The 14095-nt window shown below is 39.9% G+C and carries 12 protein-coding genes; 9 read left to right on the forward strand and 3 right to left on the reverse strand.

The annotated features are described in order from the left end of the window. Positions 1-14: 14 nt before the first annotated feature. The 5 genes from GL301_RS02830 to GL301_RS02850 all read left to right on the forward strand — a co-directional run bounded on the left by GL301_RS02830 (position 15) and on the right by GL301_RS02850 (position 5546). Positions 15-2066 carry a cellulose biosynthesis cyclic di-GMP-binding regulatory protein BcsB gene (locus GL301_RS02830; RefSeq protein WP_010958758.1) on the forward strand — a complete coding sequence of 684 codons (2052 nt, stop codon included), beginning with the start codon at positions 15-17 and terminating at the stop codon, positions 2064-2066. A 14-nt stretch (positions 2067-2080) separates the two neighbouring features. Next, complete coding sequence (locus tag GL301_RS02835) at positions 2081-2935, forward strand: diguanylate cyclase domain-containing protein (protein WP_003725438.1); 855 nt, start codon at positions 2081-2083, stop codon at positions 2933-2935. Between the two features lie 59 nt (positions 2936-2994). Next, entirely contained in the window at positions 2995-3825 is an 831-nt protein-coding gene (locus GL301_RS02840) for a class I SAM-dependent methyltransferase (RefSeq protein ID WP_009928324.1), read from the forward strand. Positions 3826-3902: 77 nt separating this feature from the next. Beyond that, positions 3903-4172, forward strand: a complete 270-nt coding sequence (locus GL301_RS02845; protein ID WP_003721327.1) for an ACT domain-containing protein — start codon at positions 3903-3905, stop codon at positions 4170-4172. An 18-nt stretch (positions 4173-4190) separates the two neighbouring features. Then, positions 4191-5546 carry a PFL family protein gene (locus GL301_RS02850; RefSeq protein ID WP_003721328.1) on the forward strand — a complete coding sequence of 452 codons (1356 nt, stop codon included), beginning with the start codon at positions 4191-4193 and terminating at the stop codon, positions 5544-5546. Positions 5547-5585: 39 nt separating this feature from the next. On the opposite strand, the gene GL301_RS02855 is transcribed toward GL301_RS02850, so the two are convergent. Continuing rightward, entirely contained in the window at positions 5586-6554 is a 969-nt protein-coding gene (locus tag GL301_RS02855) for a LacI family DNA-binding transcriptional regulator (RefSeq protein WP_003725440.1), read from the reverse strand. Positions 6555-6725: 171 nt separating this feature from the next. Between GL301_RS02855 and GL301_RS02860 the strand changes: the two genes are divergently transcribed. The 3 genes from GL301_RS02860 to GL301_RS02870 all read left to right on the forward strand — a co-directional run bounded on the left by GL301_RS02860 (position 6726) and on the right by GL301_RS02870 (position 10564). Further along, the gene (locus GL301_RS02860) at positions 6726-8048 is read left to right on the forward strand and encodes a 6-phospho-beta-glucosidase (RefSeq protein WP_003721330.1); all 1323 of its coding nucleotides are present in this window, start codon (positions 6726-6728) and stop codon (positions 8046-8048) included. Positions 8049-8151: 103 nt separating this feature from the next. Continuing rightward, entirely contained in the window at positions 8152-9423 is a 1272-nt protein-coding gene (locus GL301_RS02865) for a Zn-dependent hydrolase (RefSeq protein ID WP_010958759.1), read from the forward strand. Continuing rightward, the gene (locus GL301_RS02870) at positions 9389-10564 is read left to right on the forward strand and encodes a M20 family metallopeptidase (protein ID WP_003734857.1); all 1176 of its coding nucleotides are present in this window, start codon (positions 9389-9391) and stop codon (positions 10562-10564) included. The genes GL301_RS02865 and GL301_RS02870 overlap by 35 nt, the downstream gene beginning before the upstream one ends. Before the next feature lie 47 nt (positions 10565-10611). Here GL301_RS02870 and GL301_RS02875 read toward each other — a convergent pair whose 3' ends face one another. Then, positions 10612-11628, reverse strand: coding sequence for a tagatose-bisphosphate aldolase (locus tag GL301_RS02875; RefSeq protein WP_003725443.1), 1017 nt, complete (start codon positions 11626-11628; stop codon positions 10612-10614). 236 nt (positions 11629-11864) lie between these two features. Here GL301_RS02875 and GL301_RS02880 point away from each other — a divergent pair, with 236 nt between their 5' ends. Beyond that, positions 11865-13058 carry a serine hydrolase domain-containing protein gene (locus GL301_RS02880; RefSeq protein WP_010958760.1) on the forward strand — a complete coding sequence of 398 codons (1194 nt, stop codon included), beginning with the start codon at positions 11865-11867 and terminating at the stop codon, positions 13056-13058. 40 nt (positions 13059-13098) lie between these two features. On the opposite strand, the gene GL301_RS02885 is transcribed toward GL301_RS02880, so the two are convergent. Beyond that, entirely contained in the window at positions 13099-14019 is a 921-nt protein-coding gene (locus tag GL301_RS02885) for an ABC transporter substrate-binding protein (RefSeq protein ID WP_003725445.1), read from the reverse strand. Positions 14020-14095: the final 76 nt, after the last annotated feature.

Raw genomic sequence — 14095 nt, forward strand, 5'->3', positions numbered from 1 at the left:
AAGGAGAGTGCCTAATGAAAAAATTAACTGTAATCGGGCTGCTTATGTTCGCCGTACTATTTCTGTATAGGCCAGACGTTCTCGCAGCAGATAAAAACTATCAAACGGTTTTTGGAACAGATAAAACCGCCCAAGGAAAATTCACAACCACCAAACAAAACTTCACGGTGGAAAACTACTGGGATGTATCAAACGCTAACGTAAAGCTTGTGTATACAATTACCCAACTGAGCGAAAAAGAAGTTTCCACGATGACACTGAAAATAAACGATGTTGCGTTCTACTCTTTTAAACCAGATAAAGCGGACAAAGGAACAAAACAGATTGAAATCGAAATTCCGAAAGATAAGTTAAAAAAAGGAGTCAATGTTCTATCCATCGAAAGCTTTGTCTACACTGATTTGCCTGATGGTCGTTGTACGATTGACGATACACCTGCCAACTGGCTGCAATTCGATAAAACAAGCGCAGTAAACGTATCTTATTCCGATAAGGCTTTCCAAAAAACGATTGCCGAGTTTGGCGAGCGCTTCACTGGAATTGATACTGTGAAAAGTGAACAAGGCGCAGTAGCTGTCTCAAACAAAGCCGGCGATGCCGAACTTGGCGCAGCACTTGAAGGGCTTTCCGGATTTTCTGCGGTGAATACGTTAGAAGATAAAAATATCGCTTTTGGTCAATACGAGGAAGCAAAAACGCGTGACGGTAAAAACTATCTCGTACTTTTTTCAAGCTATGACAATTTACCAAATGATCTTAAATCACAAATAAAAGACGATAATAAATTAGAAAAACAAGCACTTTTCCAAGTAGTGACAGTCGGAAATACGAATACACTCGTGGTTACTTCTAAATCCAACGATGCACTAAAAAAAGCTGGCAAACTAATCGCCAACCAAAATTACTTAAGTCAGCTTGGAACAAATACTAAATGGCTAACAACAGACGAAAAAATCGACACACCAGCGACTAATGTTGACAAAAATACGAAACTAACAACAACTGGCGATAAACTAAAAGGCATTGGTCATATCACACAAGATTACTTCATCAGCATGCCAGCCAACCGTAGCGCATCAACAGGAACAGAAGTATCACTTGATTTTAGATATGCGCAAAACTTGGATTTCGAGCATTCATTAGTAACGATTTTAGTGAACGGAAAACCAATCGGCAGCCAAAAACTTACCGCTAAAAAAGCCAATGGCGACAAATTAACGTTCCAAATTCCGAGCGATTTAAACGTAAAAGGGGATTTTTCAGTTACCGTTGCCTTTGATTTAGTTTTAACAAATAACTATTGTGGCTTTATTGCAGATTCTGAAATCCCGTGGGCGTATATCACCCCAGAATCAAAAATCAATTTAAACACAAGCGAAGAAACAGACTTACTTTTTGAACAATATCCGTACCCATTTATTGCAAATGGTGACTTTAACAATGCAGTTGTCGTTGTTCCTGATAAATTAACGACAGAAGATACAGATTCATTAGCAAATATTTTCAATCTGTTAGGCCGCTTCCATGATGGAAATAGGGGAGACTTGACTGCCGTACATGCCGCCAACTGGAAAAAACCAAAAGAAGGATCGAATATTATTGCAGTTGGTACAATGAATAATAATCCAGTAATTAAAAACGCCAATGACGACCTATATTTCCAGTACAACAAAACAGGCGATTACTTCCTTTCCAATGAAAAAATCTCGATTGAAAAAAATTACGGCAAACAACTTGGTAGTGTGCAGTTAATTACATCAGATGGCGTCCCAATTCTGGCAGTTACTGGTCCAGGTGCCAAACAAACAGAACTCGGATCGGATTTAATCGCAACAAAAGCCAACCTAGCTAAAATTTACGGAGATGGCGCCATTGTTGATACTGATAACACGATACATTCCTACCGATTCAAAAAAGCAGCAGACACACAGGAAGAAAGCTTTGGGTCAAAAATCAGTAATAACAAAGAAGTCACTGTGTTCGGAGCATTCGCGCTTCTAACCGTCGTTATCTTAGTTGTCGCTGTCCTACTAATCTTGCGTAAATATCGCCGGAGCCGGAAGTGAGGGAGAAATAAAAAATGAAAAAAATAACGAATAACTTATTTGCAGATATCGGCTTTTTATTTTTCATCTTGCTTTGTTTCATCACAATTGGCTTTATGATCAATACGCCGGATGAATATTTGCGAAACATTATTTTATTAAATATCACCTTTTTACTTGTGATTATCACCTATTTTACGAACTTAACGCTTGGTTTGATTTTAAATGTCCTCTACATTTTTATTTATGCAACTTATATTATTTATGAAATTGTCGCAAATCAAATCGCCTATGGTTTTGGTAGCTACTTCTGGCTTATAATCACGCCCCTTTTCACAGTAGCTAGTGCGATGTTTACAAGAAATACGTCAAGGCTTCAAGAAGAGAACACGAAAATCAAACAGCAAAATCTATATTTAGGAACGATTGACCAAGAAACTTTGCTTAAAAATATCGTTTCATTCCAAAATGACGAGCGAATTTTTTCCAGTATTTCGCGCCGTTATGATTTACCTTTATCACTGATGGTTATCAAAGTACGTCACTGGCGCGAGTTGAAACGATTCCAAAGCGAAGAAGAGATGCGCCTAGCGTTACAAGATATTTCAGCGATTTTAGAGACTTGTATTCGCACGAGTGATGTCCTTTACTTATTAGATAAAGATGATGCGACTTGGGGACTCTTGTTACTAACTGACGAACCGGGTGGGAAATTAGTTGCGGATCGAATTAAAAGCCGTATAGCTGAAGCCAACACCGAAGAATTTGCCGCGAAGTACCGTGTGAAGCTAGAACTTCGAATTGGAACAAGCCAATTTGATAGCGAAAAAGTCAAGACACCACTTGATTTTATCGATTTAGCAACAAAAGAATTAGAATATGACGTGTAAAATAGAGAGTTACCTTCTATAATTAGGAGGTAACTCTCATTTTTGATTGGAGGAATACCATGAACTTAGAAGAAATAGTCGATTGTATGCTATTAAACGAAAATGACAAAGAAATTCAGCGGACCCAAACAGAGCACCGCATCAAACTAGTTGATTTTTGGCAAGTGAAAAATGGGGACCGAGTGCTGGAGGTTGGTTGTGGGCAAGGCGATACGACAGCCGTACTTGCGAATGCAGTTGGTGCTAGTGGCTTTGTGCAAGGTATTGATATTGCACCGCGGACTTATGGTGCTCCGTTTACCATTGGCGATGCGACAGACCATTTGCAGAAATCAAAGCTTGGTGCGCAAATTGATTTTAAGCTAGGGACAGATATTTTAAACGGTGATATCACTTTTCCAGAAAATGCTTTTGATGTAGCCGTTTTATCGCATGCTTCGTGGTATTTTAGTTCCAAAAGTGAGCTCACGATAATGCTCGAATTACTAAGCAAGTGGGCGAAACGCGTTTGTTATGCGGAATGGGATACGAGAATTACGGATGTAAAACAAACGTCGCATATGTTAGCTGTGCTCACCCAATCATCTTATGAAGCTTTCAAACAAGACACGCAGTCCAATATCCGAACATTCATTACACCAATAGATATGCAAGAAATCATCCAAGAGCATAACTGGAAAATGGGCGCGGAAACAAGTATCTTCTCAGAAAAAATGCAAGATAGCCGATGGGAAATTGGTTATGTAAAAGATTTTATCACAAAAGAATTAGAAGCAGATTTAGGTTTGCCAGAAAAATTTAAAGCATTTTTACTCAGTCAAAGTAAATTAATTACGCTTGAAAATAGTTTGCCAATGGCGTCATACTGCACTTCTTGGCAGGTGAAGTAATTTTGCTTTCTTTTTCACAAGATTTAGATTTTTTATGCTATAATGGAACGTATTAACGAACTAAAGGAGTGTTGAATGTGAGAGCTGTACTTACTGTAATTGGAAAAGATAATGTGGGTATTGTCGCAGGTGTTAGTAATAAATTAGCTGAACTGAATATCAATATTGTGGATGTATCCCAAACGATTATGGATGGTTATTTTACGATGATGATGATGTGCGATATTAGCCAAATCACGAAAGAATTTGATGAAGTAAAGGCAGAATTAGCCGGTAAAGGCGAGGACCTCCAAGTAAAAATACATATTCAGCGGGAAGAAATTTTCAACGCAATGCACAAACTTTAGGATGGGGGCGATGCTAGTATGGAAACAAATCAAATTTTAGAAACGATACGAATGATTGAAGAAGAAAAATTGGACATCCGGACGATTACAATGGGAATTTCTTTGCTAGATTGTATGGACGGCGACGGCGAAGTGGCTCGAAAGAAAATCTATCAAAAAATCGTTACCAAAGCGCGTAATTTAGTTGCAGTTGGTGAAGCGATTGAATCTGAGTTTGGCATTCCAATTATTAATAAACGAATTTCTGTCACTCCGATTGCGATTATCGCTGGATCAAGCGCAGATACTGACTACGTAGAATTTGCGAAAACACTTGATGCTGCTGCAAAAGAGGTTGGCGTGAATTTTATTGGGGGCTATTCCGCACTCGTTCAAAAAGGCTACACGAAAGGTGACGAAATCCTGATTCGCTCGATTCCGCAAGCACTCGCACAAACGGAACGCGTATGCTCATCGGTCAATGTTGGCTCGACGCGAACGGGAATCAATATGGATGCTGTCCGCCAAATGGGCGAGGTAATCAAAGAAACGGCAGACTTAACAGCAGATACGCAAGGCCTAGGTTGCGCGAAACTCGTTGTATTTGCCAATGCTGTCGAGGATAATCCTTTTATGGCCGGAGCATTCCATGGTGTTGGTGAAGCGGACTGCGTTATCAATGTTGGTGTCAGCGGCCCAGGTGTGGTGAAACGTGCTATTGAAAAAGTAAAAGGCGAACCGTTTGATATCGTTGCTGAAACAGTCAAACAAACAGCGTTTAAAATCACTAGAATGGGTCAACTCGTTGGCCAAGTCGCTTCCGAAAAACTAGGCGTTCCTTTTGGGATTGTCGATTTATCACTTGCACCAACTCCAGCGATTGGTGATTCGGTCGCACACATTTTGGAAGAGATGGGACTAGAAATGGTTGGAACACATGGCACGACAGCCGCACTCGCACTTTTAAATGACGCAGTGAAAAAAGGCGGCGTAATGGCTTGTGGACATGTCGGTGGTTTATCAGGCGCATTCATTCCTGTTTCTGAGGATGCGGGTATGATTGAAGCTGTGCAGCAAGGGGCGCTCAACCTCGAAAAATTAGAAGCAATGACAGCAATTTGTTCGGTTGGTCTGGATATGATTGCCGTACCAGGTGACACAACTGCCGAAACATTAGCAGCAATGATTGCGGATGAAGCGGCTATTGGCGTCATTAACAATAAAACAACTGCTGTCCGAGTGATTCCAGCAAGTGGCACCAAAGTTGGCGACATGGTCGAATTCGGCGGCTTACTTGGCACGGCACCAGTAATGCCAGTAAACGGAAAATCGTCTGTGGACTTCATTGCTCGCGGCGGTCGAATCCCAGCACCAATTCATTCTTTTAAAAACTAACGAAAAAGGTTTCCTCCAAATTTGCGAGGAAACCTTTTATTATGTCGTTTTTCGTTCAACTAAATGAAAATCTAAATCAAGCAGGGGCAAATTGCTACCAAATAATTGATTCATAATGAGCGTAAAAGCATTTTCAGCCTGCAAATTTACCGGGTAGTGAATCGTTGTGATATCAAGCAAATGCGCGATTTCCATATTATCGAACCCACAAATCGCAAAATCTTCCGGGACACTGTAACCAAGCCGTCTTGCTTCCGTCAAAAGCCCAGCCGCAAAATAATCATTCGGTGTCAAAAAGGCGTCAGGTTTATGCTCTGTTTCCGCAAACCAATGCGCAATCTTTTCCCCGTCTTGCCGAGAACCTTGCCCGTAAAACTGTCTAAACTCATGCGGATCAAGCTCATAACGCGCACAAAAGTCTTTAAAAGCAAGCATGCGACTTTGCGTATTGAGCCCGGTCGTATTCCCGTAAACATTCACGAATTTTCGATATCCTTTTGCATATAAATGTTCTAGTGCAAGCGTATATCCATCATATTGGTTCATAAATACAGAAGGGATTTTTTCACTTTCGACACGTTGCCAAGTGACAATCGGGCCATATTTGGTGTAATGTTCAATCGTTTTCCAATCATTTGACCGAATGACCAGGACGAGCGCATCAATTTGTTTTTGGCGCAGCATCTCTAAGGCCTCTAGTTCTTTATCTGGATCAATCCGCGTCATAAACAATGTGACGTTATAACCATGCTCTTGCGCTATCATCGTAAAACTTTTCAAAAATACATTCAGAGAATCTGTAAAGCTAGGAATAACCATGCCAATTAGCTTCGTTGCCCCTTTTTTCAGAGACACGGCGTTTATATTCGGAACATAATCTAACTGATCAATTATTGTCTGAACACGTTTTCTGGTTTCATCGCTTACATAGTCGCGCTTATTAATCACTCGGGAAACCGTTGCTGATGAAACACCCGCTAGTTTCGCGATTTCTTGTATATTTGCCAATTAAAAAACACCTCGATTTCTCGTAGCTCTCTAATTAGTATACCAAAAAATCCCGCCAAATAGCCAGTTTGGATAAATTTAAAATAAGTGCTTGACCTGTAATGCATTACATGAATTATGATGAATGAGAAGAAAAGAAAACGCTTTAAAATTCTAGGAGGTAAGTATATTATGAAAAAAGGTGTAAAAATCGTTACAATTGGTGGGGGTTCCAGTTACACACCAGAACTTGTTGAAGGATTTATTAAACGCTATCATGAACTTCCAATCAGAGAACTTTGGCTAGTAGATATTGAAGCTGGTCGTGAAAAATTAGAAATCGTTGGTAATATGGCAAAACGTATGGTCAAAGCAGCAAACATTGACTGCGAAGTACATTTAACACTTGACCGTCGTGAAGCTCTAAAAGATGCAGATTTTGTTACAACACAATTTCGTGTTGGTTTATTAGACGCTCGTATTAAAGATGAAAGAATTCCACTTAGCCACGGCATCATCGGTCAAGAAACAAACGGAGCGGGCGGAATGTTTAAAGCTTTCCGTACGATTCCTGTCATTCTTGGTATCGTTGAAGATATGCGCGAACTTTGCCCAGATGCTTGGTTAATCAACTTCACAAACCCAGCAGGTATGGTAACAGAAGCCGTTCTTCGTTACGGCAACTGGGATAAAGTTATCGGTCTTTGTAACGTGCCAATCGGAGCAGTGAAAAGCGCATCCGACGTTTTAGAAAAACCAGAAGAAGACTTATTCTTCAAATTTGCTGGAATCAACCACTTGCACTGGCACCGCGTATTCGACAAAGATGGTACCGAATTAACAGAAAAAGTTATCGACGGCCTTTATGCACCAGATGCTAACCCAGGAAAAGTCGTTGAAAACATTAAAAACATGCGCTTCTTATATGAGCAAGTTAAACATCTAAAAATGCTTCCTTGTCCATATCACCGTTACTACTACATGACGGATGCAATGCTTGAAGAAGAACTGGCATCTTTCAAAAACGAAGGTACTCGCGGAGAAGTCGTGAAAAAACTAGAAGACAGCTTATTCGAATTATATAAAGACCCAAATCTTGATTACAAACCAGAAGAATTATCCAAACGAGGCGGCGCACATTACAGTGATGCAGCATGTGAAATCATCAATTCCATTTACAACAACAAAGGTACCGTAATGGTAGTATCTACTCGTAATAACGGCGCAATTGATGACGTTCCTTACGATAGTGCTGTAGAAATCACAAGTGTTATCCGTGCGCATGGCGCAGAACCAATCAACTTCGGTAAATTCCCACCAGCACAACGCGGCTTACTACAAGTAATGAAATCCATGGAAGAATTGACTATCGAAGCAGCAGTAACAGGCGATTACGCAACTGCACTACAAGCATTCACTTCTAACCCACTCGTTCCAAGCGGCGACTTAGCAAAAACAATTCTAGATGAAATGCTAGAAGCACACAAAGAGTTTTTACCACAATTCGCTAAATAATTCGCAAGTGATCCCTAGAAAATAGGGATCACTTTTTTTGTGAGTTGTTTTAGCGAGCATTTTTTCAAGTTTCCTGTAAAATAGAAAAAAGGAGGTGTGCTTGATGCAAACAAATCTTGAAAGAATAAAAAAACACATAGAAAAATTAGATACTTATACAGCAACTCCGGGTCAGGGAACAACTCGGCTTACATATAGCAAAGAAGACCTCGACGCGCGCAACTATTTAAAACAAGAAATGGCTAAAGTAGGCCTTGCTGTTTCAGAAGATGCGATTGGAAATATCTACGGACGACTAGAAGGCGAAAATCCAAATTTACCAGCAGTAATTGTCGGCTCTCATTTTGACTCTGTACCAAATGGTGGTGCTTTTGATGGACCAGCTGGCGTCATTACCGGACTTGAAGTAGCCACTGTTTTCTATGAACAACAAATTAAACCACATTTTCCGCTTGAAATTATTGCGATGGTGGAAGAAGAAGGCGCTCGTTTTGGCGCTGGCCTCCTTGCTTCACGTACAATTACTGGCAAAGTTACCAAAGAAATGCTCCATGAAATGAAAGATATAGATGGAATTACAGCCGCAGAAGCCATGGCAAAAGTAGGATTTGATGCAAATCAAGTAGTTACAGCTATCCGCACGAAAGAATCCGTTAAAGCATTTATCGAACTACACATTGAGCAAGGACCAGTCCTAGAAAATGCCAATGAAGATGTGGCGCTAGTAGATACAGTAGTCGGTTTAACAGAAATAAAAGTAACAGTAAAAGGACAAGCCGGCCATGCAGGCACAACCCCAATGCTTGACCGAAAAGATGCGCTGATCACAGCTGTCGAAATTTTAGGTCAACTACCAGAACTAGCTATCCAAGAAGGCGGCGGAACTGTATTAACAGTGGGCAAACTCAACGTCTATCCAAATGGCGCAAACGTTATTCCAGATAAAGTCGTTTTTACCGTAGATATCCGAGCAAAAGACGAAATTCACGTCCAAAATACATTAGCAAAAACAAAAGAAATTATCCAATCCGCAGAGAAAAACGGCATCACTTGCGAAATAGAAGATATGCTATACGAACCGCCGACCCATTTATCAAAAGAGATTCATCAAGCATTGACTGAAAGTGCCGACCAACTCGGCTTAAAATACCGAACAATGGTTAGCGGGGCCGGACACGATGCAATGATTTTTGCAGGTTTAACCGAAGTAGGCTTGATTTTTGTCCCTAGCCACAATGGTATAAGCCATGCGCCCGAAGAATGGACGGATTACGACAAACTCCAAAAAGGAATCGAAGTCGTACTGGAAACAGTAAAAAAATGGACGGAGGAAAGCGCGAATGAATCAGAAAATAAAACAAGCAGTTTTAAATAATGAAGAAGCAATGATTGCCTTCCGCCGTGATTTGCACATGCATCCCGAACTCCAATGGCAGGAATTTAGAACTACCGACAAAGTTGCCAAAGAATTGGACAAACTGGGCATTCCTTACCGCCGCACGGAACCAACCGGATTAATCGCGGAACTCAAAGGCGGGAAATCAGGGAAAACAGTTGCCTTGCGTGCCGATATGGACGCACTCCCAGTCCAAGAACTAAACCAAGACCTCCCATATAAATCCACAGAAGACGGCAAAATGCATGCCTGTGGTCATGATGCTCATACAGCGATGCTAATAACCGCGGCAAAAGCACTCGTAGAAATAAAAGACGAACTACCCGGAACAGTGCGCTTCATTTTTCAACCTTCAGAAGAAATTGCAGAGGGTGCGAAAGCTATGATAGCCCAAGGAGCGATGGAAGGCGTGGACCACGTGTTTGGGATTCATATCTGGTCCCAAACTCCAAGTGGAAAGATATCGTGCGTAGTCGGCTCCACATTCGCCTCCGCAGATATTATCCAAATCGACTTCAAAGGACAAGGTGGTCACGGAGCAATGCCGCATGACACAATCGACGCTGCTGTAATTGCTTCCTCATTCGTTATGAACCTCCAATCCATCGTATCACGCGAAACAGATCCACTTGATCCAGTCGTAGTAACTATCGGCAAAATGGATGTCGGCACTCGCTACAATGTTATCGCAGAGAATGCCCGTTTGGAAGGAACGCTTCGTTGCTTCAACAACATAACACGCGCCAAAGTCGCAAAATCAATTGAACACTACGCCAAACAAACCGCCGCTATCTACGGTGGCAAGGCAGAAATGATATACAAACAAGGCACACAACCAGTAATCAACGACGAAAAAAGCGCACTACTCGTCCAAGAAACAATCACAGAATCATTCGGCGAAGAGATGCTTTACTTTGAACGTCCAACCACGGGCGGCGAAGACTTCAGCTATTTTCAAGATGAAGCTCCCGGAAGTTTCGCACTCGTTGGCTGCGGCAATCCAGAAAAAGACACCGAATGGGCGCATCACCATGGCCGATTTAATATTGACGAAAGTGTCATGAAAAATGGCGCCGAGCTATATGCCCAGTTTGCGTATAATTTTTTAAATCAAAATTAATAAAAAAAGCCTCCAGCTAATTCAATTAACTGGAGGCTTTTCGCATGCTATTGTTTTTCTACTACATGTACGTCTTCAAAAGAACCGTATTTTGTCCACCAAGGAACGGCACCTTCATCAAGCAATTTATCAAGAGAAGTAATGTTTTCTTTCCCTTGCGTACGAAGCCATTCGCGTAAAGCGTCATCGCCTTGTTTGCCGTACACTTCAATACCATCAGCCCAAGTTGCACGACCACAAAGAACGCCGCTATACTGCACGTTATGTTGGTTCGCAAATTGGATTGTTTTGTGGAACATTTCAGAAGTTACACCAGCACTAAGATAAATAAATGGAAGTGGGCTTAAGTCAGAGCATTCTTCAAAATGACGAGCTGCTTCGTCTTGCGTATAAGCGACTTCACCTTCCGCAAAACCTTCCACATATTTAAAGTTAACTGGAACTTCAAGTTTAAGTACATCTACACCGTAACGAGGTTTAGAGAATTCTTTAATTGAAGCTTTTACTTTTGCTGGTTTCAATTTAGCATATTCTAAAGAACCAGAATCAGTAACTGTTGCATCATAAGTAATTGGCTCTAAGAAAAATGGAATATCAACTGCGCGACATTCAGCACCGATTCTTTCTAAAAAGGCATATTTGATTTCATTAATTTCAGCTGGCTCATCTGGATCATAATAAACGAGAATTTTAACAGCATCTCCGCCATTTTCTTTAATACGAAGTGCCGATAAATCTTCAATTAAATCAGGAAGTTTACCAGGAGTTGTTGCGTCATATCCTGTTTTTTCATAAGAAGTTAAAAGTCCGCTACCTTCGTGGCGAGCTTTGATTGCTGGAGTACCATATTCTAAATCAAGCAAAATCGCAGAAGCATAAGGTGTAAGTTCTTCAGAAACAAGTTGTTTGAAGTCTTCCACATCTTTTTTGTTTTCTGTTCCTTTTGCTTGTTGGATCATTTTTTTGAGTGAGCCACGTTGGTCAATGGCAAGCGCTGCAATGACACCTTTTTCGTTGGAGAGTCTTTGTAAACCATCAAATTTACCTTTTGTTATTTGTACCATTTTTATCTAGTCTCCTTTATAGCAATTTGTCGTTGCTTAATCAATTTATCCTTCCTTATTATACCACTGAAAAGTTTTTTTAAAACATAGGTATATTTCCGTATTGATTTATCTGAAGTAATAAATTACGATATATGTGGAGTGTTAGGTATTGATAGAAATTTGGGATATTTTCTATTAATACATTCTCTTTTGGGAAAGTCATTTAACGATTAGACTAGACCAGGAGTGATGAAATGAATCGACGCGAAAGACGTAAACACAAAAGACGCAAGAACATGATTATCGTGTTGAGTACTGTATTTCTACTGTTTATTGCCACAAGTTGGATGATATACGAATTCAAAAGTAAACAAGAGCAAACAGTATCCGCACCTACTAAGAAGAAAGCAGCAACCGCAACAAACCCACCGGAAAATGCAGCAACTAATGAGCCTGAAGAAACGAAAGAGCCTGAACCAGTAGAAGAAAAGCCAAAGGAAACAATTGTAAAAAATCAAGAAATTGATAACTATTTACAAAAAATTGGTTTTAGTGGTTCGGCACTGGTTGTTCGCGATGGAAAAACTATCATACAAAAAGGGTATATGTATGCAAATCGTGATGAAAAAGTATTGAATACACCAGATACTTTGTTTTATATTGGCTCTTCTCAAAAAGCAATCATAGCAACGGCACTTTTACAATTAGAAGAAAAAGGTAAAATAAATACGAATGATCCAATTTCGAAGTATATACCTGACTTTCCTAATGGTAATAAGATTTTAGTGAAGAACTTTATGAATCATACATCTGGTATAGTTGGACGACCAAAATTAACGAGTAATATGACACCGGATCAAATTATTAAAGCTATTGAAAAGCGAGGAATTAAATCACAACCTGGGAAATGGGATTATTTGGATGCTAATTATGCTGTAGTAGGTTATCTTGTAGAAAAAGTTAGTGGGCAACCTTTAGCTACCTATCTTCAAGAAAATATATTTACCCCTGCAGGAATGAAGCATACAGGATACTATCAAAAAGATGTTGATGGGGGAAAAAACGTATCAACAGGCTATAAAATTGATGAAAATGGAGTCTTTCAAAGTCCAAAGCTTGCAGACTTAACGAAATTATATGGTGCAGGGGACATTAGTATGTCTACAACGGATATGTATTTGTTTGACAAAGCATTGATGGATAAAAAATTGATTTCTGAAGCAAGTTTGAAAAAAATGTTCACATCAGGAAGCAAATCAACTTATGGAATGGGATTCTATGTGGATCCAGGTAGTTATAATAGTCACGGAGTTGTGACCGGTTGGGACGTATCTAATAGTGTCAGTCATACAGGAAGAACTTATGTTATATTATTCTCCAACGTCCAAAACCACATTGCTTCATTCGGAAAAGTGAATAATGATATTTATGGTTTCTTAAATAAATAATAAAAAAACCCGATTCTATTTGTAGAATCGGGTTTTTTTATTATTTACCAGTAATTTGTTTTACAGCATCTTCCATTTGATAAAGTTGAGCAGAGGCACTGTAGTCACTCCATTTAGTATTATCCACTTTATACACTTGGTTTTTCTTCACAGCTGGAATATCTTTCCAAACACCTTTTAGCATTTCATCCACAGAATCGGTATTGCCATCAGCTGGCATTAAGATAAAGAGACGATCTGCTCCTGCTGCATATTCAGGAATTGCTTCACTAGAAATAGCTTTTGTTTCTTTGTTTGCTTTAGCAGCATCTGTCGGTGTGAAACCTGCGCCGGAGTATAAGCCGTCAAAGACTTTTGCATCGTGCACATAGATTTCTTTGCCATAAAATTGAATTACTGCCGCTTTTTCGTTCGCAACACCAGCATCTTTGAGTGTTGCTTTTGCTTCTTTAGAGCTTGCCGCGTAATCTTTGTCCCATTTTTCTTTTTCTGCTTTTTTATTTAAGAGATTGGCAATGTTCGAAAGTTGTTTGTCCGGAGTATCACCAAAATGCGTGATATAAACAGGAGCCACTTTTTCCAAGTTCTCTAAAAGATCCTTTTGGTAATCACTAATAATAATTAAGTCTGGTTTTAAATTAGCGATTTTTTCAATACTAGGTTTGTCATTACCAACACTTTCGGTCCCTTTTGTTGCCTCAGGGTATGTAGTGATGTAATAATCAGTTGTACCAACAGGTTTAACGCCAAGAATTTCCATTTCACTTACATTTTGAAGTGCGACAATTCTTTTCGGTGTTGTTGGAACTTCTACTTTACGGTCCATTGTATCAGTGACCGTTTTTGTTGCGGATTCCTTTTCTTTGCTTGAGTCTTTATCCGAAGAACTGCCACAAGCGGTTAATACTACTGCTAAAAGCACAGTCATCAAAATAGCAGCCCATTTATGCTTTTGGTACATTGTGTATTTCCTCCCTAATTGAAAATGATTTTCATTATCGTTACAAAAGTAATTATATCGAAAACAGGGAGGATTG

Origin of the sequence: Listeria sp. LM90SB2 (assembly GCF_028867355.1) — a bacterium.
In the GTDB taxonomy this organism is placed as follows: Bacteria; Bacillota; Bacilli; order Lactobacillales; family Listeriaceae; genus Listeria; species Listeria monocytogenes_B.

Coding starts and splice junctions, on each gene's coding strand:
- GL301_RS02860 (WP_003721330.1), top strand. CDS start 6,726: ATGAAAAAAGGTGTAAAAATCGTTACAATTGGTGGGGGTTCCAGTTAC.
- GL301_RS02840 (WP_009928324.1), top strand. CDS start 2,995: ATGAACTTAGAAGAAATAGTCGATTGTATGCTATTAAACGAAAATGAC.
- GL301_RS02875 (WP_003725443.1), bottom strand. CDS start 11,628: ATGGTACAAATAACAAAAGGTAAATTTGATGGTTTACAAAGACTCTCC.
- GL301_RS02835 (WP_003725438.1), top strand. CDS start 2,081: ATGAAAAAAATAACGAATAACTTATTTGCAGATATCGGCTTTTTATTT.
- GL301_RS02865 (WP_010958759.1), top strand. CDS start 8,152: ATGCAAACAAATCTTGAAAGAATAAAAAAACACATAGAAAAATTAGAT.
- GL301_RS02885 (WP_003725445.1), bottom strand. CDS start 14,019: ATGTACCAAAAGCATAAATGGGCTGCTATTTTGATGACTGTGCTTTTA.
- GL301_RS02850 (WP_003721328.1), top strand. CDS start 4,191: ATGGAAACAAATCAAATTTTAGAAACGATACGAATGATTGAAGAAGAA.
- GL301_RS02880 (WP_010958760.1), top strand. CDS start 11,865: ATGAATCGACGCGAAAGACGTAAACACAAAAGACGCAAGAACATGATT.
- GL301_RS02870 (WP_003734857.1), top strand. CDS start 9,389: ATGAATCAGAAAATAAAACAAGCAGTTTTAAATAATGAAGAAGCAATG.
- GL301_RS02830 (WP_010958758.1), top strand. CDS start 15: ATGAAAAAATTAACTGTAATCGGGCTGCTTATGTTCGCCGTACTATTT.